The sequence below is a fragment of the Acinetobacter sp. ACNIH3 genome, from assembly GCF_002918965.1.
In the GTDB taxonomy this organism is placed as follows: domain Bacteria; phylum Pseudomonadota; class Gammaproteobacteria; order Pseudomonadales; family Moraxellaceae; genus Acinetobacter; species Acinetobacter schindleri.
Genome location: NZ_PQLP01000003.1, coordinates 26,923 through 51,825, shown reverse-complemented (window position 1 = coordinate 51,825; position 24,903 = coordinate 26,923). Strand labels below are relative to the sequence as shown.

General features: G+C 42.3%; 26 protein-coding genes. 8 read left to right on the top strand and 18 right to left on the bottom strand.

From position 1 onward, the window contains the following. Nucleotides 1–43: 43 nt before the first annotated feature. The 4 genes from C3420_RS02720 to C3420_RS02705 all read right to left on the bottom strand — a co-directional run bounded on the left by C3420_RS02720 (nucleotide 44) and on the right by C3420_RS02705 (nucleotide 4,577). The gene (locus C3420_RS02720) at nucleotides 44–637 is read right to left on the bottom strand and encodes a LysE family translocator (protein ID WP_004814751.1); all 594 of its coding nucleotides are present in this window, start codon (nucleotides 635–637) and stop codon (nucleotides 44–46) included. A gap of 438 nt (nucleotides 638–1,075) precedes the next feature. Then, complete coding sequence (gene apbC / locus C3420_RS02715; RefSeq protein WP_103799644.1) at nucleotides 1,076–2,359, bottom strand: iron-sulfur cluster carrier protein ApbC; 1,284 nt, start codon at nucleotides 2,357–2,359, stop codon at nucleotides 1,076–1,078. 280 nt (nucleotides 2,360–2,639) lie between these two features. After that, the gene (locus tag C3420_RS02710; RefSeq protein ID WP_103799643.1) at nucleotides 2,640–3,389 is read right to left on the bottom strand and encodes a hypothetical protein; all 750 of its coding nucleotides are present in this window, start codon (nucleotides 3,387–3,389) and stop codon (nucleotides 2,640–2,642) included. Nucleotides 3,390–3,773: 384 nt separating this feature from the next. Next, on the bottom strand, nucleotides 3,774–4,577 hold the full coding sequence (locus C3420_RS02705) for a hypothetical protein (protein WP_103799642.1): 804 nt from the start codon (nucleotides 4,575–4,577) through the stop codon (nucleotides 3,774–3,776). Nucleotides 4,578–4,761: 184 nt separating this feature from the next. Between C3420_RS02705 and metG the strand changes: the two genes are divergently transcribed. The 4 genes from metG to C3420_RS02685 all read left to right on the top strand — a co-directional run bounded on the left by metG (nucleotide 4,762) and on the right by C3420_RS02685 (nucleotide 10,216). Beyond that, on the top strand, nucleotides 4,762–6,819 hold the full coding sequence (metG, locus tag C3420_RS02700) for a methionine--tRNA ligase (protein ID WP_103799641.1): 2,058 nt from the start codon (nucleotides 4,762–4,764) through the stop codon (nucleotides 6,817–6,819). A gap of 138 nt (nucleotides 6,820–6,957) precedes the next feature. Then, on the top strand, nucleotides 6,958–7,314 hold the full coding sequence (locus C3420_RS02695) for a hypothetical protein (protein ID WP_004814739.1): 357 nt from the start codon (nucleotides 6,958–6,960) through the stop codon (nucleotides 7,312–7,314). 296 nt (nucleotides 7,315–7,610) lie between these two features. Beyond that, the gene (locus C3420_RS02690; RefSeq protein ID WP_213064663.1) at nucleotides 7,611–8,579 is read left to right on the top strand and encodes an MBL fold metallo-hydrolase; all 969 of its coding nucleotides are present in this window, start codon (nucleotides 7,611–7,613) and stop codon (nucleotides 8,577–8,579) included. 449 nt (nucleotides 8,580–9,028) lie between these two features. Beyond that, complete coding sequence (locus tag C3420_RS02685; RefSeq protein ID WP_103799639.1) at nucleotides 9,029–10,216, top strand: ammonium transporter; 1,188 nt, start codon at nucleotides 9,029–9,031, stop codon at nucleotides 10,214–10,216. 67 nt (nucleotides 10,217–10,283) lie between these two features. On the opposite strand, the gene C3420_RS02680 is transcribed toward C3420_RS02685, so the two are convergent. Next, nucleotides 10,284–10,907 carry a LysE family translocator gene (locus tag C3420_RS02680; protein WP_103799638.1) on the bottom strand — a complete coding sequence of 208 codons (624 nt, stop codon included), beginning with the start codon at nucleotides 10,905–10,907 and terminating at the stop codon, nucleotides 10,284–10,286. Between the two features lie 111 nt (nucleotides 10,908–11,018). Then, nucleotides 11,019–11,198: an NF038215 family lipoprotein gene (locus C3420_RS02675; protein WP_004814732.1), complete on the bottom strand. Its 180-nt coding sequence runs from the start codon at nucleotides 11,196–11,198 to the stop codon at nucleotides 11,019–11,021. 176 nt (nucleotides 11,199–11,374) lie between these two features. Between C3420_RS02675 and C3420_RS02670 the strand changes: the two genes are divergently transcribed. Continuing rightward, on the top strand, nucleotides 11,375–12,250 hold the full coding sequence (locus tag C3420_RS02670) for a 1-aminocyclopropane-1-carboxylate deaminase/D-cysteine desulfhydrase (RefSeq protein ID WP_103799637.1): 876 nt from the start codon (nucleotides 11,375–11,377) through the stop codon (nucleotides 12,248–12,250). Here C3420_RS02670 and C3420_RS02665 read toward each other — a convergent pair. Continuing rightward, a complete protein-coding gene (locus tag C3420_RS02665; RefSeq protein ID WP_008307481.1) occupies nucleotides 12,247–12,573 on the bottom strand; it encodes a DUF4870 family protein in 327 nt (108 codons plus the stop codon). The two genes, C3420_RS02670 and C3420_RS02665, sit on opposite strands and share 4 nt — an antisense overlap. A gap of 183 nt (nucleotides 12,574–12,756) precedes the next feature. On the opposite strand from C3420_RS02665, the gene C3420_RS02660 reads away from it, so the two are divergent. After that, nucleotides 12,757–13,956: an NAD(P)/FAD-dependent oxidoreductase gene (locus tag C3420_RS02660; RefSeq protein WP_103799636.1), complete on the top strand. Its 1,200-nt coding sequence runs from the start codon at nucleotides 12,757–12,759 to the stop codon at nucleotides 13,954–13,956. A gap of 30 nt (nucleotides 13,957–13,986) precedes the next feature. Here the strand turns inward: C3420_RS02660 and C3420_RS17355 are convergent, their stop codons facing one another. The 7 genes from C3420_RS17355 to eat form a co-directional block, all read right to left on the bottom strand. After that, complete coding sequence (locus C3420_RS17355) at nucleotides 13,987–14,139, bottom strand: hypothetical protein (RefSeq protein WP_004814723.1); 153 nt, start codon at nucleotides 14,137–14,139, stop codon at nucleotides 13,987–13,989. Nucleotides 14,140–14,263: 124 nt separating this feature from the next. Continuing rightward, on the bottom strand, nucleotides 14,264–14,431 hold the full coding sequence (locus C3420_RS17350) for a hypothetical protein (RefSeq protein ID WP_171294434.1): 168 nt from the start codon (nucleotides 14,429–14,431) through the stop codon (nucleotides 14,264–14,266). 68 nt (nucleotides 14,432–14,499) lie between these two features. Next, nucleotides 14,500–16,329 carry a mechanosensitive ion channel gene (locus tag C3420_RS02655; RefSeq protein ID WP_103799635.1) on the bottom strand — a complete coding sequence of 610 codons (1,830 nt, stop codon included), beginning with the start codon at nucleotides 16,327–16,329 and terminating at the stop codon, nucleotides 14,500–14,502. A gap of 204 nt (nucleotides 16,330–16,533) precedes the next feature. After that, nucleotides 16,534–16,908 (bottom strand): hypothetical protein, encoded by a 375-nt coding sequence (locus C3420_RS02650; protein WP_004814718.1) that lies wholly within the window; start codon nucleotides 16,906–16,908, stop codon nucleotides 16,534–16,536. 134 nt (nucleotides 16,909–17,042) lie between these two features. Beyond that, on the bottom strand, nucleotides 17,043–17,861 hold the full coding sequence (gene eutC / locus C3420_RS02645; RefSeq protein ID WP_103799634.1) for an ethanolamine ammonia-lyase subunit EutC: 819 nt from the start codon (nucleotides 17,859–17,861) through the stop codon (nucleotides 17,043–17,045). A 9-nt stretch (nucleotides 17,862–17,870) separates the two neighbouring features. Further along, complete coding sequence (locus tag C3420_RS02640) at nucleotides 17,871–19,256, bottom strand: ethanolamine ammonia-lyase subunit EutB (RefSeq protein WP_004891714.1); 1,386 nt, start codon at nucleotides 19,254–19,256, stop codon at nucleotides 17,871–17,873. Nucleotides 19,257–19,281: 25 nt separating this feature from the next. Next, nucleotides 19,282–20,724 carry an ethanolamine permease gene (gene eat / locus C3420_RS02635; protein ID WP_103799633.1) on the bottom strand — a complete coding sequence of 481 codons (1,443 nt, stop codon included), beginning with the start codon at nucleotides 20,722–20,724 and terminating at the stop codon, nucleotides 19,282–19,284. Between the two features lie 150 nt (nucleotides 20,725–20,874). Here eat and C3420_RS02630 point away from each other — a divergent pair, with 150 nt between their 5' ends. Further along, nucleotides 20,875–21,297, top strand: coding sequence for a hypothetical protein (locus C3420_RS02630; protein WP_004814711.1), 423 nt, complete (start codon nucleotides 20,875–20,877; stop codon nucleotides 21,295–21,297). 177 nt (nucleotides 21,298–21,474) lie between these two features. Here C3420_RS02630 and C3420_RS02625 read toward each other — a convergent pair whose 3' ends face one another. Further along, nucleotides 21,475–22,236: a ferredoxin--NADP reductase gene (locus C3420_RS02625; protein ID WP_004814709.1), complete on the bottom strand. Its 762-nt coding sequence runs from the start codon at nucleotides 22,234–22,236 to the stop codon at nucleotides 21,475–21,477. An 85-nt stretch (nucleotides 22,237–22,321) separates the two neighbouring features. Between C3420_RS02625 and gigC the strand changes: the two genes are divergently transcribed. Further along, a complete protein-coding gene (gigC, locus tag C3420_RS02620; protein ID WP_004814707.1) occupies nucleotides 22,322–23,200 on the top strand; it encodes a LysR family transcriptional regulator GigC in 879 nt (292 codons plus the stop codon). An 81-nt stretch (nucleotides 23,201–23,281) separates the two neighbouring features. On the opposite strand, the gene C3420_RS02615 is transcribed toward gigC, so the two are convergent. The 3 genes from C3420_RS02615 to upp all read right to left on the bottom strand — a co-directional run bounded on the left by C3420_RS02615 (nucleotide 23,282) and on the right by upp (nucleotide 24,859). Then, nucleotides 23,282–23,644, bottom strand: a complete 363-nt coding sequence (locus C3420_RS02615) for a hypothetical protein (protein WP_103799632.1) — start codon at nucleotides 23,642–23,644, stop codon at nucleotides 23,282–23,284. Between the two features lie 202 nt (nucleotides 23,645–23,846). Then, nucleotides 23,847–24,140: a cold shock domain-containing protein gene (locus tag C3420_RS02610; protein WP_103799631.1), complete on the bottom strand. Its 294-nt coding sequence runs from the start codon at nucleotides 24,138–24,140 to the stop codon at nucleotides 23,847–23,849. An 83-nt stretch (nucleotides 24,141–24,223) separates the two neighbouring features. Further along, a complete protein-coding gene (gene upp / locus C3420_RS02605) occupies nucleotides 24,224–24,859 on the bottom strand; it encodes a uracil phosphoribosyltransferase (RefSeq protein ID WP_004814701.1) in 636 nt (211 codons plus the stop codon). Between the last annotated feature and the right edge of the window lie 44 nt (nucleotides 24,860–24,903).

Genomic DNA, 24,903 nt, shown 5'->3' with positions numbered 1-24,903 from the left:
CTTGATGCTACTTTGAAATTTTAATAAGATTTTTTGAGTGAAGTTACAGACTCATAATCGCTGAATAACTCAGCGGTACAGAAAAGCTCATCAGTACCAATGATGCGGTCTTTTGCATATTTTTTTGGTTGAGCCAGCGATTATTATTACGACCCAGTAAAGTACCGAAGAATGTCCATAAAACTGCAATTGGAATTAATAGTCCTATAAACATCAGCATATGTACGACATAGTAATAACTGTTCTGCCATGCAATTACGGGGAAAATTGCCGATGCAAACAATAAGGCCTTAGGGTTCAGTAAAGTTGCTAAAAATAACTCTCTGGCACGAATGGTGAATTGACTTAAACTGTCAGCAACTTCTGCTGTACGCCATAATCTGATTGCCAAATAGAGAATATAACAGGCGCTAAATAATTTCAGGATATTCGGTAAAGCTGGCAGATGGGTTGAAATCTTGCCAATCAGGATTCCCCAAAAACTGATCGCAAGCAGATAGCCTAACGCTTCAGCAGGAATAAGATAAAATGATTTCCTAAAACCTGCATGGATCCCGGAAGATGCCAATAAGGTATTGGTTGGGCCTGGAGTCAATAAAATTGTGACTACTAAACCAATAAATAACCAAGAAATCATGGGTTGACCTCGCTGTAATGCTTGCAGCATAGATCAGAATATTTTTACCTGCAAAATCTTATTTGTAAGAAGAATTATAATTTTTTGGAATGATTTAAATTATAATTTAAATTCAAAAACTTATATAAAAATAATGCTAAAATTAAGTGATATACGATAGAGTCATTTTAGTTGACTCCGACTTATTCATGAGAAAATTCTACTGAAAACACTAACTCAAAAATTAAATTTTTATATCTTTAAAATGATTCATCTAATAATACATTTCTGATTTTTTCATCTTCAAATCTTTCAAAGTCACTCAGCTTATTTCTACTTATTGTCTTAATTTATTTTCTTGCTTTTATTGGGCCTACTTGCTAGGAAATACTTTCATTTTACTGTCAGCTTTAAAATAAAAACCCCAGCCTGGACTGAGGTTTTAATCAATGATCTCTATTAAAAAATACGGGACTGATCTTTTTGAGCCTTTGGCAGTTTGGCTGCAATCTTTTCGGCAATCGCCATATAGCTATCAGCAGCCTCATCTCCAGCAATCACTGACGGCGTTCCGGCATCGGCATTTTCACGGATTACAGCATTTAAAGGCAGACGGCCAAGTAGTGGAATATTGTACTGTTCTGACAATTTATCGCCACCACCAGTACCAAAAATCTGTTCTTCATAGCCGCAATTTGAACAGATATGAGTCGACATATTTTCAATCACACCCATGACTGGAATCTGTACACGGTTAAACAGTTCAATTCCTTTGGTAGCGTCCAGTAATGCCACATTTTGTGGCGTTGTCACAATCACTGCGCCAGTGACTGGGATACGCTGCGCTAGAGTCAACTGGATATCCCCTGTACCTGGCGGCATATCAATCATCAGGACATCCAGATCTGGCCAAAGTGTCTGATTAAACAATTGCATCAATGCGCCCGTTGCCTTTGGACCACGCCATGCCACTGGTGTATTGTGATCACCGGTTAAATGACCAATTGACAGCACCGCCAAGCCATAGGCATCTAATGGTACAAAGTTTTCAGCTTCAATCATCGGGGTTTTACCCGCATTACCGAGCATTGTTGGAATACTTGGACCATAAATATCCGCATCCAGTACACCGACTTTTAAACCCTGTTTTTGTAAAGCCAAGGCCAGGTTCACTGTTGTGGTTGATTTACCCACACCACCTTTACCAGAAGACACTAGAATCACATTTTGAATACGTGGATGCTTCGGCACATCACGCTGTTGCGGGGCAGCTTTTTGAATAGGCGCCTCTTCTTGTTGCGGTTGATAATTTTCATTCGCCTGCTTTACAGCATCAGTACTTGCAGATGCATCCACCACGGGTGGTAAATTCGATTTTGGTGCTACTGTGGTTTGCAGCTGGCTAGAGCAGCTTTCACCTTCAGCATGATGATGTCCGCACCCGCCCTCTTTTTTATGACCCGTTTTTTGCTGGATCACATGCATATTGAGTTCTTTGATGCCACATTTTTCCAGTGCATCAGTCAGTTCATCATGAATCTGCTGTAGTTGCTCTTTTTCTTCAGGATAGGTATTAATCGTGATCTGTAAGATCTCACCTTGTACATTGACCTGAGTAATCCGATCTTTCAAGGCATTGTTAGAATTTGGCAAGATATAATTTTGCAGTACATTCTGCACAGCTTCTTCGTTCACCTCCTTGGAAGGCGAAAAAACCGATTTAAGCGAAGAAAGCCACGACATAGGTTACTCCAAAAATGTAGATCGATATCTAAATAGCTTAGTTTAACGGGCTTTTCACTTAAGGTTAAGCATTCTGCCCATTAAGATGAGGGAGATATTTTCAATTTCCAACTATTTTACTTGGTTTTATTAATTTGTGGCGAATAGAAATAATGGAAAGTGAAAGGGAATAAGATATAAGGTAGTTTTTAGTATGCGAATAATTATTTTTATAATAAGAGTCTGATTAGATTCAGCCACCTCAACCCTGTTATGGTTGAAGTGGCAGTGCGATCAAAGCTTATTTATGATTTTTATTGTGTTCGGACTTATCTTGCTGGTCCTTGGTGTTTTTGCCTTGATCCTGTTTAGACTGGTCTGCATCAGATTCTGAATCCTTATCTTTGGCAGCCTCTTTTTTATCAGACGTATTCTCCTTAGAAGTGTCATCTTTAGCGTCTTGATCTTTAGATGAATTCTCTTTCATTTTAATCATCGTATCGGTGGCCATCTGTTTCAGCTCAGCCAGTTTGACAGAAGCTTCATTCACCAGCTCAGTAATCTTCTGTTTAGTATCATCAAACTTATGTAGGGCTTCATCTTTAAGATGAGTCATACGATCCTGCTGATCTTGACCATTGCCATGTTGCTGGTCTGATTTTCCGTCTTTATGCGCAGCCTGTTTGGAATCATCTGCATCATCATTCTGCTTGGCTTCAGACTTGCCATTTTTTAGCTCATTCAGAATCTTTTCGCCTTTCTGCAATAGCTCTTCACCAATAGCAATCGCCTTGGCTTTTAAGTCATCCATCTTGGTCGTTTCATTTTTTTTATCTGACTGCTCACTATCTGAGTCATTAGCGCTCTGCTTTTCAGATTTATCATCCGCCCCGTTCTTCTGAGCCTCTAATACTTCCTGATGTTCCTGTTTGTGCTGCTTGTCTATCTCGTTTTGCTTCTGCTCTTTTTCAATTTGATCATGTATTTCACGTGCATGTTGCTGTTTATCTTGGTTCTGCTTAGAAGTACTTGTCTGGTTATTCTGAGTCATGAGTACCCTCCTTAGGTAAGTCATATAAGTTATCAGACAATTATTTAGCATAAAGCAGAGAATGAATCGGGCGAATTAAGCAAACTGCAACAAAGCCTGTACATGTTGTTGCTGATCATTGCATCAGATAGCACAAACCTTACGATCTTAAATTTTCATCAACACCAACTGGACGAGATGGTGCTCTGTATTTTGAAGATTCTATTTATCTTATTCCTTGCACCATCGGTTAGTATTTTACTGTCATCATGACATTGCATTTCCTTTAGCTTACCTATTCAAATGCTGTTATAGCCTGATTTTTCAAGCTAAAGGATGCTTATGATCGATATATATTAAACATTTACAGGATGAGTAAAACTAAAGATAGCAAGCGACCTTAGCTTAAGCACGCACGGTACTCATAAAACTTACTACCGAGAACAACCAGATGAACAGGATAAAACTGCGCGCTTGGGTGAAATGTGCCACATCTGTGCCATGCAAAATGTTGTGGCGTGTTGCAGTGACGTTCGAACTAGAATCCATCTTATAGGCAGCCAGCTCTGCAAAGTATGGATTCAGTTCTGCAGCGATTTTAGATTTATGCCACAGGCTCTTAATCTCGTTGCCTTTCAAACCTGGTACAATTTTGTAGACATCAACAAATTTAGTGCCGTTTTGCTTTAAGAAACCTTGTTGGATTAAGACGTCGGTGAGTAAACCTTCAAGCTGTGCATAGAGCAAAGGTACACAACCTGCATAACAGCCCAATTTATACATTTTAAAGGCTTCAACAATCACGGGACGGCGTAAGGCTTTATGGGCTTCATCTATTTGCATTGCATCAAAAGCAGTCAGTACGTCTTTTTGGAAATCTTCACTATTGATGACATCGAGTAGGTTAAAGGCTTTAACATCTTCATAGGCATGAATCTGTTGCCAAAAATGCATCAGGTTTAAGGCATCATTGGCCACTTTTGAACCAACAGGTTGATCAAGCTGATCTGCCCATACATTAAAATAATCATCCTGCTGTGCCAGTTCACGTAAGATATTGATTAAAAATGTATGTTCGCCTTGTGAGATCTGATCTAAATAGCTTTGCGCATCTTCAAGGATACGTTTGCCTAAAGTCTGTTGTTTGATATTCGATTTAATCCGTCTGACTGGTTGATCATCTTCAAAATCATTGTAATCGTCATACATGGTCAAGCACTCAAGCAAATGGCGGATAGGCTATTATCCCTGATAATCCTGCCATAAAGTAGCATTTCATCGATGTGCAACTTTGTTATTGAAAAAGAATTCACCAAAAGCCTTATGCAAGTCATGTCTATCTCATGTAAAATTACCGCCCATTGCATAAAATACGAATGAGAGAGTCAGATCCGTGCGTAATATCTTAGTCACTAACGCCCTTCCATACGCCAATGGCCCGATCCATATGGGTCACCTACTCGGTTATATCCAAGCTGATATATGGGTACGTGCGATGCGTGCAATGGGTCATAACGTGACTTATGTATGTGCGGATGATGCGCATGGTACGGCGATTATGCTGCGTGCTGAAGCCAATGGCATTCCCCCTGAACAGCAAATTGCCAATGTACAAAAAGAACATGAGCGTGACTTTTCCGGCTTTAAAGTGGACTTTGACCACTACGACTCAACCAACAGTGCAGAAAACCAAGCTCGTGCTTCTGAGATTTATATCAAGAACCGTGAAGCAGGCAACATTGCAGTTCGTCCTGTGACTCAATTGTTTGACCCTGAAAAAGGCATGTTCTTGTCGGATCGTTTCATTAAAGGCACATGCCCAAAATGTAAAGCGGAAGATCAATACGGCGATTCATGCGAAGTGTGTGGCACAACCTACAACGCAACTGAATTGCTCAACCCAAAATCGACACTAAGCGGTGCGACGCCTGTCGAGAAGTCTTCAGATCACTACTTCTTCAAGCTGCCTAATTTTGGTGAATACCTGCAAAAGTGGACCCGTGACCAAGGCCGTCTGCCTGTGTCGATTGCCAACAAGCTGGATGAATGGTTTGAAGCAGGTTTGTCGGACTGGGATATTTCCCGTGATGCGCCTTACTTCGGTTTTGAAATTCCGGATGCACCAAACAAATATTTCTACGTTTGGGTGGATGCACCGATCGGCTATATGTCGAGCTTTGAAAATTACATCAAAGCCAAACGTCCTGACCTCAGCTTTGATGATTACTGGAAAAAAGATTCTCAAAATGAGGTGTATCACTTCATTGGTAAAGACATCGTGTATTTCCATGCGTTGTTCTGGCCTGCAATGCTTGAAGGTGCAAACTACCGCACGCCTACAAGCTTATTTGTTAATGGCTTCTTGACTGTAAACGGTCAGAAAATGTCTAAATCTCGTGGCACATTCATTAAAGCTGAAACCTATTTAGAGCATTTAAACCCTGAATATTTACGTTACTACTTCGCGTCTAAACTTTCTGATAAAGTTGAAGATTCTGACTTAAACCTTGATGATTTCGTTCAAAAAGTGAATTCAGATTTAGTTGGCAAAGTGGTGAACATCGCAAGTCGTTGTGCGAAATTCATCAATACGAAGTTTGACAACAAACTTTCTGCAACATGCGCAGAGCCTGAATTGGTGCAAAGCTTTATTGATGCAGGTGATTCAATCGCTGCCGCTTATGAAGCACGTGAATTCTCGACTGCGATTCGTGAAATTATGGCGTTAGCTGACAAAGCCAACCAATATATTGATGAGAAAAAGCCTTGGGCTTTAGCGAAAATTGAAGGCGAAGAACAACAAGTTCATGACGTGTGTTCTGTGGGTATTAACCTGTTCCGTCAATTGGCGGTTTACCTTGCGCCTGTATTGCCAACATTGGCTGAACAAGTTCAAGCGTTCTTACAATTAGACAGCTTTAACTTTGAATCTCGTAAGCAAGTATTAGTAGCGCACGAAATTGCATTGTTCCAACCGTTAATGCAACGTGTTGATCCAAAAGCTGTGGCTGCTATGGTGGATGCATCTAAAGATTCTTTAGCTGCACCTGCCGAAGCACCAAAAGCTGAAAAGAAAAAAGAGAAAGCCAAAGAGAAGAAAGCTGAGCCTAAAGTCGGTGAAGCGGAAATCATTAATATTGATGATTTTATGAAAGTTGACCTTCGTGTAGCGGAAGTATTAGACGCTGCAACGGTTGAAGGTTCTGATAAGCTGCTTCAATTGACTCTAAATGTCGGCGAAGCTGAGCCACGTAACGTGTTTAGCGGTATCCGTGAGTTCTATCAGCCTGAAGATTTAAAAGGCAAATTGGTGGTGATGGTGGCCAACCTTGCACCACGTAAGATGCGTTTTGGTATTTCTAACGGTATGGTGTTAGCTGCGGGTAATGGCGAAGGTGTTTGGGTGATTTCACCTGAATCTGGTGCGAAGCCGGGTGATAAAGTGTCTTAAGATGTAGGTCTTAAATAAAAAGCCTCTACTAATGTAGGGGCTTTTCTATACCATTTATATAATTTATTTCCTTGTTTTAAAAAAATATATCGATAAAATCAAAGCGCTTTTTATTTTTTATAACTATTCGGGGTAAACATGAAAAAATTACTAGTTTCAGTTCTAGCGATGTCAACAATTGCATTTACAGGCTGTTCAGTTCGTATGGCAGATATGACCGTAGCTTCTACAAAGAACTATAACTTGAACTCAAACCAATTTGTGAAAGGTCAACGTGTCACAGGTGAAGATAAGGTTCCGGTAGTTTTATTCCCATTAGGTATTCCTAACTTCAAAACAGCGGTAGATCGTGCAATTGAGAAAGATCGTTGTGCTGTGGCTTTATCTGATGTTGTTATTACTCAACTGAATCAAGCATTTATTGTAGGGCAGATCGGTTACCGTGTTGAAGGTACGCAGGTGATTGATCGTTCACAGCCAGAATGTAAAAAATAATTTTTAGTTGTAAAAAAGCCTCTACGTTGTAGGGGCTTTTTTGTTTTTGGGATTTCCCTCACCCCGACCCTCTCCCATAGGGAGAGGGAGAATCCATTATTAAATCAATATTGGAATGTTACCTTACGAAGTTGCATTTCTCATCCGTCAAAACTAAAGTAAATAGTATATAACCTTCATCTCAACCTTCTTTCTGAGCCATATGTGGCGCAAGAAAAAGAGCTTTCAAAAAATTTTAAAATTTATATCTAAGTATGATAAAAAATATCCATCCCTTTAAAACTTATAAGAACCCCATGAAAACATTTAACCCCCTATTCCTCACACTTGCTCTAAGCACCACAGCCCTCACCACCCAAGCGGCTGAAACCACTATTCCAGCTCAAAAACAAGTCGCTGGCTATTACCATCACCAAATCGGCAACACTCAAATCACCGCCCTGCTCGATGGTACAAACTATTTAAACCCAGCTTTATTTAAAGGCTTAAGTGACAGCGAAAAAACGGGCATTCTCAAAAAATACGCTGCCATCAACGAGAAAGGCATACAAACCTCAGTCAATGCTTTTTTAATCAATACAGGCAACCAACTACTAATGGTCGACAGCGGTGCTGCAAGCTGCTTTGGCACACACTTAGGTTCAATCTATAACAACCTAAAAGCTTCAGGGTATCAGCCTGGACAGGTCAATAGCATTTTCCTGACCCATTTACACCCTGACCATGTCTGCGGCATCTCAAATAACGGTGTAGCAAATTACCCAAATGCCACACTGCATATTTCCAAAACCGAATATGACTACTGGCTCAGTCCAAACACCATCAAGAAACTACCCAAAGAAAACCAAGAGAAATTTTTAGGCACAGTTGAGAAAATTAAAGCCGCACTTGCACCGTATGAAAAAGCCAAAAAAATTAAGGTCTTTTCAGACAAAGCTTTCGCTTTGGGTGATATTCAATTTAAGCCATCTTTCGGTCATACCCCAGGGCATTACAGCTTTAAACTGAAAACCGATGCTCAAGAAGTGGTATTTATTGGTGACATCGTGCATTCACATACCTTGCAGTTTGATGCACCAAAAACAGCGGTAGATTTTGATATAGACCCTAAGGCAGCAGTCGAAACCCGTCTTAAACATTTTGCTGAATATGCCAAAGCGGGTCAGTTGATTGCTGCACCACATTTACCTTTCCCCGGGATTGGGCATATCTATTCAAAAGATGGTCAAAGCTATCAGTGGATACCGGTACACTTTAAAGATTAATTGAATACTGTGATTGCAATATTCAGCTATGAAACCCTAAGCTTTTAGGGTTTCATTTATTTTATAAACACCTAACCAATAAGTATTAAAGATCTCAGACTCAAAAATCACGTTTAGATTGAGAATTAAAATCCGCTACTTCACTTAATTTTTTAAATTTTTTCTTAAAAATTGCTTCACATTCATTGTGCACCTTTAGCACTCATTTCTAGCATTCAATTGAGTCCGATAAATCTAAATATTTAAAAATTAGGTATAAATTTTAAATTTATCACCTCTTGTAGTGTCTTAGTTTGGTGCAAACAAGTCACATTATGCCTTATATCGAGTCTTATTAATTTCAATAAATTCTTCATCAAAATTTCCCTTGCTAGTGCCTCTTTTAGAATCATTTTGCCTCTATATACTGGGTTTCTTTTGTGATTCTACGCACTAAATTGGAACGCACCATGCAAAATATAGACTTATTATTTCTCCTTCTCGGTGCAGTTCTGGTGCTTGCCATGCATGCAGGATTTGCTTTTCTGGAACTTGGAACAGTTCGACATAAGAATCAGGTCAATGCCTTAAGTAAAATTCTAACTGACTTTGCCATCTCTGCAATCGCATACTTTTTAGTGGGTTACTATATTGCCTATGGACAGCATTTTTTCCATGATGCCAATACCTTAGCAGCTGATCATGGCTATAACCTGATGCGCTGTTTCTTCCTGCTTACCTTTGCTGCCGCCATTCCAGCGATTATCTCTGGTGGTATTGCTGAACGGGCCAAAATGCGCTCGCAGGCTTTAGCAACTTTATTTCTGGTTGCCCTGATTTATCCGTTTTTTGAAGGCATGATCTGGAATGGTAACTTTGGTTTCCAGGACTGGTTGGCTCAGGCATTTGGTGCTAGCTTTCATGATTTCGCCGGTTCAGTGGTGGTGCATGCCATGGGTGGCTGGATCGCACTGGCTGCAGTAATTCTGCTTGGTGCACGTCATGGCCGCTATAAAAATGATGGCCGGATTACAGCACATCCGCCTTCATCGATTCCATTTTTGGCTTTAGGTTCATGGATTTTAATTGTCGGCTGGTTTGGTTTTAATGTCATGAGTGCCCAGCGCCTCGATGCTATTTCTGGACTGGTCGCCATCAATTCTTTAATGGCAATGGTTGGTGGAACAATTGCAGCCAAAGTGGCAGGTAAAGATGACCCGGGCTTTCTGCATAATGGACCATTAGCCGGTTTAGTAGCGATCTGTGCAGGCTCAGATGTGGTACATCCATTGGGTGCGCTTTTTATCGGGATCAGCGCAGGCGTGATTTTTGTGAAACTGTTTACGTATACCCAAAATAAACTCAAAGTGGATGATGTGCTTGGCGTCTGGCCTTTGCATGGTGTATGCGGAGCTTTTGGGGGTCTTGCTGTGGGTATCTTCGGTCAGCAATGGCTGGGAGGCATGGGTGGTGTTTCTTTAATTTCACAGCTAGTTGGTACAGTTCTCGCCATTATTTTTGCTTTAGCAGGTGGCTTCCTGGTCTATGGCCTGCTCAAAGTATGGATTGGTATTCGTCTCACCCGGGAAGAAGAATTTACCGGTGCAGACCTGTCCATTCACCGTATTTCTGCGAATTCTGAAGAAAATATTTTTTAAATGCTTTCGTAAAAAAGCCCCTATTGCAAGGGGCTTTTTTTATCTGCAGCGGAGCTTATAGAAATAATTACTTCATACCAAAAATCAACTTTAAACCGAGTACAGTCATTACCGCACCTGCAGCACGATCAAAGCCTGCTTTGAATTTTAAATACACACGACGTGGCTTTTCTGCAGACAAGGCAACTGCCACCAAAGAACACCATCCCGCATCAATAAAGAAACATAGGACCGGAAGCACGACATAGAAATAGGCCGGAATTTCTTTAGGTAAAAGTGCAGTAAAAATACTGGCTAATACAATGGCAATTTTGGGGTTAGATAATTGAGTGATCAAGCCTGTGGTATAAGCACGACGCAGTGACATCTGGGTATTGCTGTCTTCATCGGCATTAATCGGCTCTTTGGCATGTTTAATAATTTTAAATGCCAGCCAGAGCAAATAGATCCCACCACAGATTTTTAAAGCCAGATAAGCAGATGGCACAGCTAGTAAAAATGCCTGTAAGCCTAGAACTGCGAGTAGACCAAAAACAGCGGCACCTGTACCGGTTCCTAATGCCGTAAACAGGCCATGCTTGCGCGAAATAGCAATTGAATTTTTTGCCACATAAATCGATGTCGGCCCAGGGCTCATTGCGCCTAACATTAATGCAAAGGCAATTGAGCCCAAAATCCAGAATGATTCCACAACACAACCCGGTTAAATCTTGATTGCGCTATTCTAAGCAAAATGCAGCACGAATGCTGCATTTTTATAGTGAAAAATCTTAACTTTATCTAATAAATATTCAGTTTAAGTTTACTGAAGCTCTTGGGCGATAAATTGCGGTTTAGACAAATGATAGTCGTGATCATGTACCGGCATTCCGCCTATGATCATGGTTCTGACTTCAGTTTTCGGTTTATTCATTTTGTCATTATCACAGCCAGCCAGACTGGACAGAAGTAACGCAAGCACAACATAGGATAGATGTTTCATTTGCTACCCTCCTGACAGATTCCCTTAACTTTAGATTAGCATTTTATGTCTGTTTTTTATTCGATTATTTTGTGACAAGCTGCATCATTCAAGAGTGCAGTTAGAATAGGAATAAAGTCACTTTCGGGTACGCTTAACTTGGTTATACTGTTGCCGTTCTCACTTTTAAGATTGCCATGTTTGATTCGATTGCCCAGCAATTCATAGACCAAACCCTGAATGTACACGGTATGCAACTGACCATACGTCGGTTGGATCTGGTGCATCCACGGATTTCGGGCAACAAGTTTTTTAAGCTGAAATATAATTTTCTGCAAGCGCAACAACAAGGGTTTAAAAAGTTGCTGACTTTTGGCGGTGCTTATTCAAATCATATTGCAGCGACGGCATTTGCGGCACATCAGTTTGGTTTTGAAAGTATCGGCATTATTCGTGGTGAAGAACTTAAAGAAAAACCCTTAAATCCTACCTTAAAGACCGCGCAAGACTTTGGCATGCAGTTGCATTTTGTCAGCCGTGAGGATTATCGACGTAAACAGCAACCCGATTTTTTGGCAGAATTGCAGCAGCAGTTTCCAGATCATTACGTGATTCCTGAAGGGGGTACCAATACGCTTGCTATTCAAGGCTGCCAGGAAATTTTAAAACAGAGAGATCGACAGTTTGATGTGATCTGTTGTGCAGTGGGCACAGGCGGTACAATTACAGGACTGATTGAAGCCAGTCAAAATCATCAACACATTTTAGGTTTTTCTGCACTGAAAGGGACATTCTTAACAGAAGATGTCGCCAAACTGACCCACAAGAAAAACTGGCAGATTATGGATGACTATTGCTGTGGTGGTTATGCCAAAACTACAGCTGAACTGATTCAGTTTATTCAGAACTTTGAAGCTGAATACGGTATTCCTCTAGAACAGATTTATACCGGGAAAATGCTGATGGGTCTGACTGAGCTGATTGCAAAGGGTTATTTCCCTGCTGGATCAAAGCTATTGGTCATTCATACTGGAGGCCTGCAAGGCAAAATCCCTGAGCTGTATACAAATTAAACCGGATTAATCGGCTCATTATTATTTAAAGCCATCAAACCTTTGGCTAGACGGTAAATGTGCCAGATAAACACTACAAACAGAATCCCGAATCCAATCAGAATCGTGGTTAATAAGCCACCGATCAGATAACCAATTAAACTGATCCAGAAGGTTCGAATCTGCCAGTCGCTATGACTTTCCAGCCAGGTGCCGCGCATTTCATTGCGTTTCAGATAGTTCATAATAATGGCAACAATCGGCGTCAGGCCGACAAAGAAGCCCAGAATATACAGAATATAAGTAATCAGATTATATTGTTTTAATTGTTCGATATTCGCCATCAGTCTTTCTCCTGGGCTTTTTATCCTCATGTATAAAACTATAGAAGCAGCTTTTCAGTATTTCAAATCAGTTGTGATGAATGTCTGATGAATATCTGTAATTCGATTTGCTTCAGGATGAATAGAGAAAGCTGAAATAAAATTGTCTATAATGCTTTCCTTTTCTTCTCCCTTGAGTGTGTCATGTCTTCCAAGCAATACGATGTTCTAGTCATAGGTGCAGGTGCGTCAGGTTTAATGACAGCATATATGGCTGCGCAACGTGGTCGTCGTGTTGTCGTGGTTGAAAAGGCCAATAAGGTCGGTAAAAAGATCCTAATGTCTGGTGGTGGCAAATGTAACTTCACCAACCTGTACGTCGAGCCGGAAAATTTTATCTCGCATAACCCACATTTTGTTATTTCAGCTCTGACTCGTTATACCAACTGGGATTTCATTGGCATGGTGTGCGAGTACGGTATTGAATATGAAGAGCGTAAGCATGGGCAGCTGTTTACACTGAATGGCGCCAAGGAAATTCTGGCAATGCTGCTGTCTGAATGTGATAAGACCGGTCTGGTCGATATTAAAACGAGTTGTGAAGTCAAAGCAGTCAACGCGGTCGACGATCAAGGTTTCCAGGTTGCAACGTCTTTGGGATATTTTGAAGTTGAATCTGTCGTGGTGGCTTCCGGTGGCCTGTCAATTCCGACCCTGGGTGGTTCTGGTATTGGCTATGAGATTGCCAAGCAATTTGGTCACTCTATCTATCCGACCCGTGCCGGTTTGGTACCCTTCACCTTCTCGGATAATTTTAAAGAAGTTACGACGCGCTTAAGTGGTAATGCGGTAGAAGCAACTTTATCCAATGAGCTGAACAGCTTTACTGAAGCCCTGCTGTTTACCCATCGTGGCCTAAGTGGTCCAAGCTCGTTGCAATTGTCTAACTACTGGGATGTTGGTCAAAGCTTTAAGGTCGATTTCCTGCCAAGTGTGGATCTGTTTGATTTCTTCAAATCCAGAAAACAAAGCCAGCCAAAAGTCTTGTTACGGACCCTACTCACCGAGCACTTACCCAAAAGTGTGGTACTGGAATTACAGAATCTGATCTGGACTGAGGTTACAGAAACCTCGATTGGCAATATCAGTGATGATAAACTAGAACAGATCGCCAAACGTTTGCACAGCTTTGAAGTGAAACCATCAGGCACCGAAGGCTATCGTACTGCCGAAGTAACGCTAGGGGGTGTAGATACTACCGAAGTTTCTTCCAAGACCATGGAAAGCAAGAAACAAAAAGGTTTGTTCTTTGTCGGTGAAATTCTGGATGTTACCGGACATCTGGGTGGATTTAATTTCCAATGGGCATGGTCATCGGCGCATGCCGCATCAGAATATGTTTAATTTATAAATACTCTAAAGTCAGTCTCAAGTTCACTCCAGATAGTCTGTTTTAAACAGCTTAAGATTGGCCGTATTTTCAAGACGGTCAATCGTCAGCTGCATTTTTCGGCCGGCTTCTTGCAAATAATATGGTGCTGCATTTGCAGTAGAGCTAATAAATTTAGACTGTTTTAATTTCCACATATTGTTGATCTCCTTTGTCTTTATATTATTAATGCAATAAGAATACCAAAATTTATTTAGTATTCATTTGAATATTCTATATTTTCAACATGACAATTCTATTTCAATCAATTAACAGGATTTTTTAGTTAAATTCGTCTGTATCCGGCATGTTCTTTTCCAGCACTTGTTCAGAGCGCTTATCTGCTTTGCTCTTAACAAAGACAAATCTATAGGCAGCAGTAAAAAAGCCAATCGTAATTCCTGCAATCACTAAAGGTGCTAGAACTTTATTCGGTTTTTTTGCATTCATTCATTTTTCCTCATGACTGAACAAAATCGACCACTTAAGCGTGGCCGATTTTATTTGATTGGAACAGGTTAATTCAGGTCATCTTTCTTTGGACGACTATCGACATTCGGTTCGTCTTCACCTGTAGAGCCAAATGGATTATTAGCTGGTGGATGAGTTGGATCGACGTCGAGTGAGTCCGGTACAGCCTGATCTATATCTGGAGTAACCTGATCAATACCCGATGCTTCATCATCCTGCGGTGCAGTAGTAAGTGATGCAGGGGTACTATTCGATAAGTCCGTACGCATTGGCGCATTGTCATCATTCTGACCTGGAGTAGGCACGATACTCGCTCCTGTTGTAGTAGCTGGTTCAGTCGCAGAAGTCGCACTACCTGAACCAAAAGCTGAAGTCATGATATCAGTATCTTTTTTCAAGGGATTTGGTTCTTTGCCTTCACGTTTGGCTTTATCAATCAAATCCGTCAGAACACGTTCTGCCGGCTGACGACCACCAAGACCGAATGCCAGAGCAAAAGCCACTGCTACTGCGCCCAGAGTCAGACCGAATGCAAGGTTTACAATCGAATCGGCAATGCCCATTGCGCGTAAGCCCATTGCAACTACCAGACCCATAATCAGGACACGAACCAGATTGGCTAACCAGCGTGAACTGTTATATTCACCGCGCTGCACTACATTCGCAACCACATTTGCCAGCCAGAAGCCAACCACCAGAATCACTGCGCCGAGCAGGATGTTCGCACCGAAGTAAATGAACATCGCAATCAGGCTACTTACCTGTTCAAAGCCAAGACGGTTCGCCGCTTCAGACACAGCAAACAGCATAGTGAACAGAATGATCAGGACGCCCACGACATGCGAAATTTTAGTGGTACCCAGGAAACGTTGTAAGTCTAGCTTGGCCGGAACTTCATCTACACCCGTACCTGCCAGAACTTCAGTAACCAGCTTCGCGACCAGTTTCGATACGACATAAGCCAGAATCAGAATCAGGGCTGCGGCAATGATATTTGGAATGGCATTCATTACCTCATACAACATCGCGGTTGCAGGTTGTGAAATCGCCTCAATACCGAGAGCTTCAAAAGCGATGATCAGCGCTGTAATAATGATTACAGCAAAGATGAAGGAACCAATCACCTGAGGAACATTAGAGTTCTTGAAGATGCCAACTTTTTCTGCCTGTTGCTGTACATTCATACTACGCAATAAACCTTCTACAATGCCACGAATGATTTTCGCCAGAATATAGCCGACAAAAACAATCACACCGGCAATAAAGATATTAGGCAGATAACCAACCACATCATTGACCATGTTCTGAACTGGATACAGCAGACCACTTAAACCCAGAATCGAGAGTACGATAGGCAGGAATAACAACAGAATCAGCCAGTAAATAATTTCACTGATATTCTCACTTAATGGCTTTACACCAACTTCTGAACTGAGTTTTTCATCCAGTTGAGTGCGGTCAAGCAGTTTCTGTAGTCCCACCTTGACCAGATTGGCAACAATCCAGCCAATGAATCCGACAGCAATCGCAGCAAGCAATTGAGGGATAAACAGCAGGAAACGCTGAATCATGTTACTGAACGGTCCACTGACATTGGTCAGATTCAGCACATTCAGTGCACCAATAACTGCCATAATCAGGATTAACCAGAAGACAATTCTTGTGATGATATTTTCAATATTGGAACGATGGCCAGTCGCATGGTTTAGCCGCTCATTGGTGCCAAGCTTTTGCAGGATTTTTTTTACGCCTGCAGAGACCAGCAATGCAATAACCCAGCCTATCAGCAGGATCGCCACTGCACTTAATATGGGATGAAACTGTTCCCAATAGTACATGGCATCATAACCGCCTGGGCCTCTCATATATTCATTCATGTTGTCATGCCCTCTATGGTTTTACTTTATTTATAAGTATTTACAGACTTCTTTTTTGGAAAGTTGTAAAGCCGTCTGTCATGCATTATTCACATTAGAATTGGAGCTTTTTTTATTCAATTGAGAAATGCACAACTACAACAAATCCGCACATTAGATTGCAAAAAAGCCCTGATTCTTAACCAGGGCTTTTTAAGAGGGTGCCTACTGACCAGCACCTCGACTAGATCCTTCTGAGTCGGTTGCTATACCAACATCCATACCTCCCGCTGTATCTTCTGCGGTAGCTTCAGTCGTACCAGTAACACCACTTAAGTTCGCAGGCTGATTCAGATCCTGACTACGCCCTTCCTCTGACTGAGCTGGGGTCGTATTGTTCATGGTTGCTGGTTGAGCTTGCGGATTTGGATGACCCGGAGGTGCTTCTTCTGGTGAAGGCTTAATATCGGCAAACATATAAAGTAGCAATGCCAGCAGGAAGACACCCACTAAAATTAAAATATAGACAGGAATTCTTTTCTTCTGCCGTGTATCTTCATCATAGCCTGAAGGTGGTGTTTTGTTGAAATCATTAGCCATAACCATCCTCACTGTTTTTTATTCATGTGTGGATTTCATCATAACAAGTTGATTTTTTAACTTGTGTGACAAAAATAAGTGAGATGGTGACGGCGTGTAAGTCTGTAACAGCGTAGAAGTTTCTACACTATTGGTTATTTAAATAATCCTTTGCCTGGCTCATGCCGAACTTCAACCAATGTTTCATGTTCATCTTTTAGCTGTACGCCCGAAAGCTGCAATGCACAGGATTTTTGCATGAGTGCGATTAAGCGTTGGATCGCCAGCGGATAGGACAGACCTGCCGGACGAACATTGGAGATACAGTTTCTAAGTGCATCATGGCAGCCTTTAAAAGCACTATAAGTATAATAAATTCCCATACTATCCGGAGAACTTAACCCTGGGCGTTCACCAATGAGCATCACCAGCATTTTGGCTTTTAAAATTTCTGCAACCTCATCTCCCAGTGCGACACGGCTACCACGGGCAATAATTACAGGAGCTAACCTCCAGCCTTGTACTTTGCAAGCTTCTACCAAAGCAGGAATAAAGTGTGGTGTATTTTCTTCAATAGCACGTGCAGATAGTCCATCTCCCGCGACAATCACCACATCCCACGTGTCATGATGTTCATTCCGGTATTGCTGTAACATCATTTTAGATTCATCAGACAGGATACGGCCCAAATCGGGGCGTTTTAAATAGAAATCCTTTTCCACTGCCTGGCTTTCAATGTCTAAAATCGTTAGACCAGTCCTGCTTAGACTTGCTTTAAGTTGGTCAGCAGCAAGTGATTTAAGCACAGCATCTTTGGCTTGGGCATGTGCCAGCTGAAACTCCAGACTTGGTCGGGTTGGTAAACTGCCACCTGCCCGGCCTAAGGCTATACGCGCATCGGTATAGGCTTTGAGCTGTTGCCAGGGATTGTCTTGCAGCTGTGACTGAAATTGCACATCAGGAACCAGTTTCATCAGCACTCCTTAAGACAGCATCAAACGGGAAAACTGTTTGGGTAATTCAGTCGGCCACTGCAACTGATGGGCTTGCTGAGAAAGAATACCCTGCTGTTGCAGCCAGTGGTCAAATTCAGGCGCCGGTTTTAAGCCTAATAACTGACGAATATATAAAGCATCATGGAAAGAGGTAGTTTGATAGTTCAGCATCACATCATCTGAACCCGGAATCCCCATGATAAAATTCAGTCCGGCATTGGCGAGTAGAGTCAGCAAGATATCCATGTCATCCTGATCTGCATCGGCATGGTTGGTATAGCAAATATCACAACCCATCGGCACGCCGAGCAGCTTGCCACAGAAATGATCCTCCAGTCCTGCCCGGATAATCTGCTTACCGTTATACAGATATTCCGGGCCGATAAAGCCGACCACGGTATTGACCAATAAAGGGTTAAATTTACGTGCCACGGCGTAGGCACGTGCTTCCAGAGTTTGCTGATCGACCCCATGATGACCATTACTGGACAAAGCACTGCCCTGTCCAGTTTCAAAATACATCACGTTCTGACCCACTGTGCCACGTTTCAGGCTTAAAGTCGCTTCATAACCTTCCTGTAAAAGTTCCAGATTAATGCCGAAGCCGGTATTAGCTTTTTCAGTTCCCGCGATGGACTGGAACATCAGGTCAATCGGGATATTTTTATTCGCCAACTGAATCCCTGAAGTGATATGGGTCAGCACACAGGACTGGGTCGGAATCTGATATTCATGAATAATATGATCCAATAATTTTAATAACTCGGAGAGGTTTTGCAGGTTGTCAGTCGCAGGATTAATCCCGATCACCGCATCACCACTGCCATACATCAGCCCATCCAGGATCGATGCTGAAATTCCCATCAGATCATCGGTGGGATGATTCGGCTGCAAGCGGGTGGAAAGATGTCCTTCCAGCCCGATGGTGTTTCTAAATCGGGTCACCACCCGGCATTTTTTTGCCACCAGAATCAGATCCTGGTTGCGCATGATTTTACTGACCGCTGCCACCATTTCTGGGATCAGCCCCATTTTTAAGGCCGTAATTTTTTCAGTGGTGGCATCTGTACTCAACAGCCAGTTACGAAAATCCCCCAGAGTAAAATGCGAGATCGGATAGAAGGCAGCGGCATCATGTTCATCCAGAATCAGTCGGGTCACTTCATCCTGTTCATAAGGTATTAAAGCTTCATTCAAAAACTGCTGTAATGGTACTTCTGCCAGACACATTTGTGCAGCAACCCGCTCAGTTGCATCATGGGCAGCAATCCCTGCCAGCTGATCGCCAGACCGTTCAGGGCTAGCCTTGGCCATCAGTGTTTTTAAGTCTTCAAAAATATAGTGCTGACTGGCCACATTGATCTGATACAGCATAAGCATGTTCTCCCTTCAAGATGATTTATTTCAATTCCTTTTCTGCTGCTTCAATACGGGCAAATTCTTCTTCCGGTGTGCCTGCCACCAGATGATGACGGCTATACAACAGGAAGTAGAGAATCAGTACGACATAAATCGCAGCTGCCATTAACCAGACTTTTGGATCGACCAGGAAGCCAGCGACCACTGCAATGGCTGCAAGCACTAAAGCAATCGATGCCGTGACAATACCGCCCGGTGCTTTATACGGGCGTGCCAGATTTGGTCGAGATACTTTGAGTTTAATGTAGGACATCATCATCAAGACATAGGAAATCGTCGCGCCAAAAACTGCCATAAGGATCAGCAGATCACCTTCACCTGAAAGTGACAGCAGAAAGCCAATAATCCCCGGAATAATGATGGCCAGATAAGGCGCATGATTGCTGTTGGTCAAAGACAATTTTTTCGGTAAATAACCGGCACGTGACAGTGCAAAAATCTGACGGGAATAGGCATAAATAATCGAGAAAAAACTCGCGATCAGACCCGCCAGCCCGACAAAATTCACAAAACTTGCCATCCAGGTATTAGACCCATAGACTGCAACCAAGGCATCGACTAGTGGCGCACCAGAATCTTTAAGGGCATCTGCACCGGCTGCACCAGGACCGAGTAACAGAATACTTAACGCAAAGAATGCCAGAATCAGCATGGAACCAATCAGACCTCGCGGTAAGGATTTTGCCGGATCTTTGGCTTCTTCTGCCGCTAATGGTACGCCTTCAACAGCAAGGAAGAACCAGATTGCATAGGGCACGGCCGCCCAGATACCGAGATAACCCAATGGCAGGAAAGTGCTGGCACCCGCCGCTTCAGTACTGACCGCAATATCAAACAGGTTTGCACTATTAAAATGCGGCAACATGCCGAAGATGAATACCATCAAAGCTACCGCAGCAATTGCGGTAATCACGAACATGATTTTAAGTGCTTCACCAGCACCTTTCAGATGCAAGCCCATAAAGATCAGATAGCTGACCAGATAAATGATCCAGCCACCAATACCAAATAAGGCTTCGCAATAGGCACCAATGAAACAGGCAATGGCTGCCGGTGCAATCGCATATTCAATCAGGATCGCGCTACCTGTCAGATAGCCACCAAAGGGACCAAAAGCAGTCCGGGCAAAACTATAACCCCCACCAGCAGTCGGCAGCATGGTCGACATTTCCGACATGGCCAGACACATGCATAAATACATCAATGCCACCACAACAGTGGCAATAAACATCCCGCCCCAACCCGCCTGAGCCAAACCAAAATTCCAGCCGGCAAAGTCACCGGAAATCACATAGGCCACCCCTAAACCCACAAGCAGCAGCCAGCCTACAGCACCTTTTTTTAGCTGTCGCAGGGCAAAATAATCTTCTTGTACTGTTGTTTCGGTGACGCCGGTATCGATGACACTTTTTGACTCTGACATAGCAACCTCTTTGTTTTTATCTTTGTTCCCTGAGGATATGCATAAGCCGTACCAGTTCATCCATTGTCCAGGGAAAGCAAACTGAATCGCTGCCCTATCGGTACGAAATGCGCTATAATCATCCACCTCCTATTTATACACTCGATTTTTATGGCGTATCGTCAACAAAGTGTATCGCTTGATCTTGACACTGACGTCACACATCAATGTGCGTTACACCACACCCGCGATCAGCATCTGATTGGAATTATTGAATTCAGCAAGCCAAGCTTTTTGCTGCGCTGGCAGGATTTGGAATATTTCCGTCGTCGTACCGAAGAAATGTCGGTGATGCCATTCCCGGACTGCGTGAATGCAATGATCATTGATGTGCGTAATGTCGCAGCCTGGCTCGACAATGACGTACCCATCATTCCATGGCGCTTACTGGAAGAAGAATGTCCGGTACGTCTGGTCGTGCCTGCGGAACGCATCGAACATTATGCCGGTTTCTTTGAACCGACGTGGCTGACCTCTGATGTAGAGACAGCGATCCAGGAAATCCGGGACTTTATGGATATGTTTGTCCATTAAGAGATACAAAGTAAAAAACCTCCGACATGGAGGTTTTTTTGTGTTTAAAGAAAATAAAAGTCTCCCTTTACTAAAGGGGGATTTAGGGGGATTCTGATTTCAAGAAATATTTTTTAACTTAATCCCTTCCCTTGCACAGCGATGCTGCTCAACCCAAAGGACGAGGGAGAATAATGCTTACCAATAATTCTCGACTGCAATATTTCCTTCACCACGACGGTTCATGGTCAAACCACGTGCTTTTAATGCTTCTTTGGTATCTTCAACCATATCCGGGTTACCGCAGAGCATGACATGGCTGGTTTCAGGATTAAGCTGCATAGCTGCGGCTTTTTCCAGTTCACCATTTGCAATCAGAACCGGTAAACGGTCATGCAATGCTGCTTCAGGATCACGGGTAATAATTGGAATAAATTTAAAACCGCTATGTCCTTCACCAAAGCTTTCTGCAATTTCCTGAATACGCTCTACATAAGCCAGTTCAGCTTGCGTACGCACGCTATAGACCAGATTAATTTGCTTATAGTTATTCCAGGTTTCAAAGTCTTGCAGCATGGATAAAAATGGCGCCAAACCTGTACCTGTTCCCAGTAACCATAAATCTTGTGGTAATGGCAGCTGGTAACGTGCCAAGGTCAGATAGCCATAAGGAATCTTTTCCAGGTAAAGTTCATCACCCACTTTAAGATGTTGTAAATTTGAAGTAAATTTACCTTCAGGCACCACGATTGAGAAAAATTCCAGGGTTTCATCGAAAGGTGAAGACACCACTGAATATGCCCGGACAACGAGTTCATCTCCTATCTTCAAGCCAATACGCGCAAACTGCCCTGCAGTAAACTTGAAATGTGCAGGTCTGGTCATGGTGAAACTAAACAGCGTATCGGTCCAACGGTGTACAGATAAAACCTTTTCTAAGCTAAATTTTTCAATAGACATGATTCAAACGTGGCATCAAAGACTATGCTCATGGTAGCATGACAGCATAATTTATTAATATTTTTTAAATGTTAAGGCTCTATTCATGCGCATGACTCTACGCCAGTTGGCTGTTTTTGTAGCAGTTGCTCAAGAAGGTACCGTCACCAAAGCCAGTGATGCAGTCAAACTCACCCAAAGTGCGGCGAGTATGGCTTTAGCAGATTTAGAAGATGGTCTTGGCGCACCTTTATTCGACCGTCTAGGCAAGCGTTTACAGCTCAATGATTTAGGTCGTTTTCTTCTCCCGCAAGCACTTGAAATTCTTGGTCGCTGTGAAGCTTTTGAACAAGCTGCTAAAGGTGAACTGCAAAGCATTGACCTGCGTCTCGGTGCGACCCTGACCATTTCCGACTATCTGATGCCAGACCTAATGGCGGATTTTTTAAAAATCCAGCCACAGGCACACTTGCAACTTCAGGTGGGTAATACTCGCCAGATGATTGAAGCCGTCAACCAGTTCCAGCTGGATCTTGCGCTGATTGAAGGTTCCTGCCACTTGCCACAGCTGCAATGCATCCATTGGCGTGATGATGAACTCGCAGTGTGCTGTGCTCCGGATCATCCACTTGCTCAGTTAAACCGTCCACTGACTGCTGAAGACTTTAAATCTGTAGAATGGATTTTGCGTGAAGAAGGTTCAGGTACGCGCGAAGTCTTTGACAATGCCATTCTGCAAGATGTTCCAGATGCTAATATCCGTTTGACACTCGGTCATAACGAGGCAATTCTGAAGATAGTTGCAGGTGGCATAGGTATGTCCTGTATTTCTAAACTGGCAATTGAACCTTTACGTGAAAAAGGTCAGTTGGTGATTCTTGATACACCCTTCTGGTCTCTAACCCGTCCATTATTTATGCTGGTACACCGTCAGAAGTATCAAGGTCCAGGTTTAAAAGCTTTTATGAAATTCTGTGAAGCCTAAATTTCTGTTCAAATTAAAAAAGCGCCTTAAGGCGCTTTTTTAAGAATGGGACAAATATCTTATTAAAAACTGAAGACTGACCTAAATTTCTCCAAATATCATGAAGCCAAGCGCTGATACAAAAGCCAGCCAGAGTGTAGGACTAAAGAAAATACTGTTACGTACTGGAACAGCCACCATGGCAGGTGCTAGAGATGGTAGTACGACTACTTCAGGAACAAATTCCTCTTGGGGTTTGATATCTAGACGCACCATATTGTCCAATTGAATCTTATTCTGTTCTTCAATGATTCTGAATTTAAGCCGCTCTCCAACTTGAGGCATTATTTCAGGTGAAGGTAATTGCTGTAACTGGAAACCTAACTCCTGTGCCGTGTTTGCCAGTTCAATGCTTCCGGTCCCGCTTAGGGAGTCATAGGTTTTAACTCTTCCATCTGTAAACATGATATATGTCCCTGAATCATCATAGATGCGTATTTTAAGTGGAAGGCCATAAGATATATTGTGAGCTTTAGTAGGTATTTTATTGTTTTAGCAACATCGCATAGCATTTAAGTTAAAAAAACCGTTATAAAATTACATTAAATAAAAATCAAATAAAAAGAGGCTCTAAAGCCCCTTTTCAGTTTAAATGGAAAGTAAAAATTTAACGTTTTAAGCTAGACAATAATTCAGTGGTAATTGAAGTATTTACCGCGACAGCCTGGGCTTTTTTCGCTTTCTTGGACTTATCAGCTACGCGTTCAATTTTAATAGCTTTGTACTTATCACCATTTTGAACCACATTAAACTTTACCCGATCATTACGCTTTGGCTCACCTGAGTCTGCAGGAAAATCCGAGATATGGAAAAATACATCACCTTCTGGAGATGAAATAAAACCAAAGCCCTTCTCTGCATTGTATTGTTTGACTTTGCCTTGATATTGTTCAGAACTCATTTACGTACCCTAATCTGACCATTATATTGTTCAGTATATAAAAAAGAGGCTATAAAAGCCCCTTTCCTGTTCATCTTCAAAAATCAGTCTTTTTGAACCGAACCAAAAATCTTGTCACCCGCATCGCCCAGACCTGGAACGATGTAACCATTTTCATTCAAGCCATCGTCCACCGCAGCCGTAAAGATCACCACATCTGGATGTGCTGCTTCAACACGTTTAATACCTTCTGGTGCAGCAACCAGTACCATCACACGAATGTCTTTACAGCCGCTTGCTTTCAGCACATCAATTGCAGCCACCAGAGAAGAACCCGTCGCTAGCATTGGATCAATAATCATCGCAATACGGTTTTGTACATCTGGTACCAGTTTTTTATAGTAAGTCCGTGCTTCTAAAGTTTCTTCATCACGCTCAAGACCCAGTACAGATACTTTAGCGCTTGGAATCAGGTTCAGAAAACCATCCAGCATACCAATGCCGGCGCGTAGAATTGGCACAACGGTAATTTTCTTACCAGCGATACGGTCTACAGTGACTGAGCCGTTCCAACCGTCAATTTCATGCTCAACAACAGGAAGATCCTTGGTCGCTTCATAAGTCAAGAGCATGGTCACTTCTTGAGCCAGCTCACGGAAGTTCTTGGTACTGATGTCTGCACGACGAAGTAAACCGAGTTTATGTCGGATTAAAGGATGACGGATTTCATGGATAGCCACGGGAGAACACCTAAAAGGTTAAAGATAAATTGCTGCTTATTATA

Excerpts from the sequence above, each read along its gene's own strand:
- C3420_RS02710 (WP_103799643.1), bottom strand. The coding sequence starts at position 3,389 with ATGACTCAGAATAACCAGACAAGTACTTCTAAGCAGAACCAAGATAAA.
- C3420_RS02720 (WP_004814751.1), bottom strand. The coding sequence starts at position 637 with ATGATTTCTTGGTTATTTATTGGTTTAGTAGTCACAATTTTATTGACT.
- C3420_RS17350 (WP_171294434.1), bottom strand. The coding sequence starts at position 14,431 with ATGAATGCAAAAAAACCGAATAAAGTTCTAGCACCTTTAGTGATTGCA.
- gigC (WP_004814707.1), top strand. The coding sequence starts at position 22,322 with ATGCGCATGACTCTACGCCAGTTGGCTGTTTTTGTAGCAGTTGCTCAA.
- C3420_RS02705 (WP_103799642.1), bottom strand. The coding sequence starts at position 4,577 with ATGTATGACGATTACAATGATTTTGAAGATGATCAACCAGTCAGACGG.
- C3420_RS02615 (WP_103799632.1), bottom strand. The coding sequence starts at position 23,644 with ATGTTTACAGATGGAAGAGTTAAAACCTATGACTCCCTAAGCGGGACC.
- eutC (WP_103799634.1), bottom strand. The coding sequence starts at position 17,861 with ATGAAACTGGTTCCTGATGTGCAATTTCAGTCACAGCTGCAAGACAAT.
- C3420_RS02665 (WP_008307481.1), bottom strand. The coding sequence starts at position 12,573 with ATGGCGAATATCGAACAATTAAAACAATATAATCTGATTACTTATATT.
- C3420_RS17355 (WP_004814723.1), bottom strand. The coding sequence starts at position 14,139 with ATGTGGAAATTAAAACAGTCTAAATTTATTAGCTCTACTGCAAATGCA.
- eat (WP_103799633.1), bottom strand. The coding sequence starts at position 20,724 with ATGTCAGAGTCAAAAAGTGTCATCGATACCGGCGTCACCGAAACAACA.
- C3420_RS02650 (WP_004814718.1), bottom strand. The coding sequence starts at position 16,908 with ATGGCTAATGATTTCAACAAAACACCACCTTCAGGCTATGATGAAGAT.
- C3420_RS02660 (WP_103799636.1), top strand. The coding sequence starts at position 12,757 with ATGTCTTCCAAGCAATACGATGTTCTAGTCATAGGTGCAGGTGCGTCA.
- C3420_RS02670 (WP_103799637.1), top strand. The coding sequence starts at position 11,375 with ATGTTTGATTCGATTGCCCAGCAATTCATAGACCAAACCCTGAATGTA.
- C3420_RS02655 (WP_103799635.1), bottom strand. The coding sequence starts at position 16,329 with ATGAATGAATATATGAGAGGCCCAGGCGGTTATGATGCCATGTACTAT.
- C3420_RS02685 (WP_103799639.1), top strand. The coding sequence starts at position 9,029 with ATGCAAAATATAGACTTATTATTTCTCCTTCTCGGTGCAGTTCTGGTG.
- apbC (WP_103799644.1), bottom strand. The coding sequence starts at position 2,359 with ATGTCGTGGCTTTCTTCGCTTAAATCGGTTTTTTCGCCTTCCAAGGAG.
- C3420_RS02690 (WP_213064663.1), top strand. The coding sequence starts at position 7,611 with ATGAAAACATTTAACCCCCTATTCCTCACACTTGCTCTAAGCACCACA.
- C3420_RS02675 (WP_004814732.1), bottom strand. The coding sequence starts at position 11,198 with ATGAAACATCTATCCTATGTTGTGCTTGCGTTACTTCTGTCCAGTCTG.
- C3420_RS02630 (WP_004814711.1), top strand. The coding sequence starts at position 20,875 with ATGGCGTATCGTCAACAAAGTGTATCGCTTGATCTTGACACTGACGTC.
- C3420_RS02695 (WP_004814739.1), top strand. The coding sequence starts at position 6,958 with ATGAAAAAATTACTAGTTTCAGTTCTAGCGATGTCAACAATTGCATTT.
- C3420_RS02610 (WP_103799631.1), bottom strand. The coding sequence starts at position 24,140 with ATGAGTTCTGAACAATATCAAGGCAAAGTCAAACAATACAATGCAGAG.
- C3420_RS02625 (WP_004814709.1), bottom strand. The coding sequence starts at position 22,236 with ATGTCTATTGAAAAATTTAGCTTAGAAAAGGTTTTATCTGTACACCGT.
- C3420_RS02640 (WP_004891714.1), bottom strand. The coding sequence starts at position 19,256 with ATGCTGTATCAGATCAATGTGGCCAGTCAGCACTATATTTTTGAAGAC.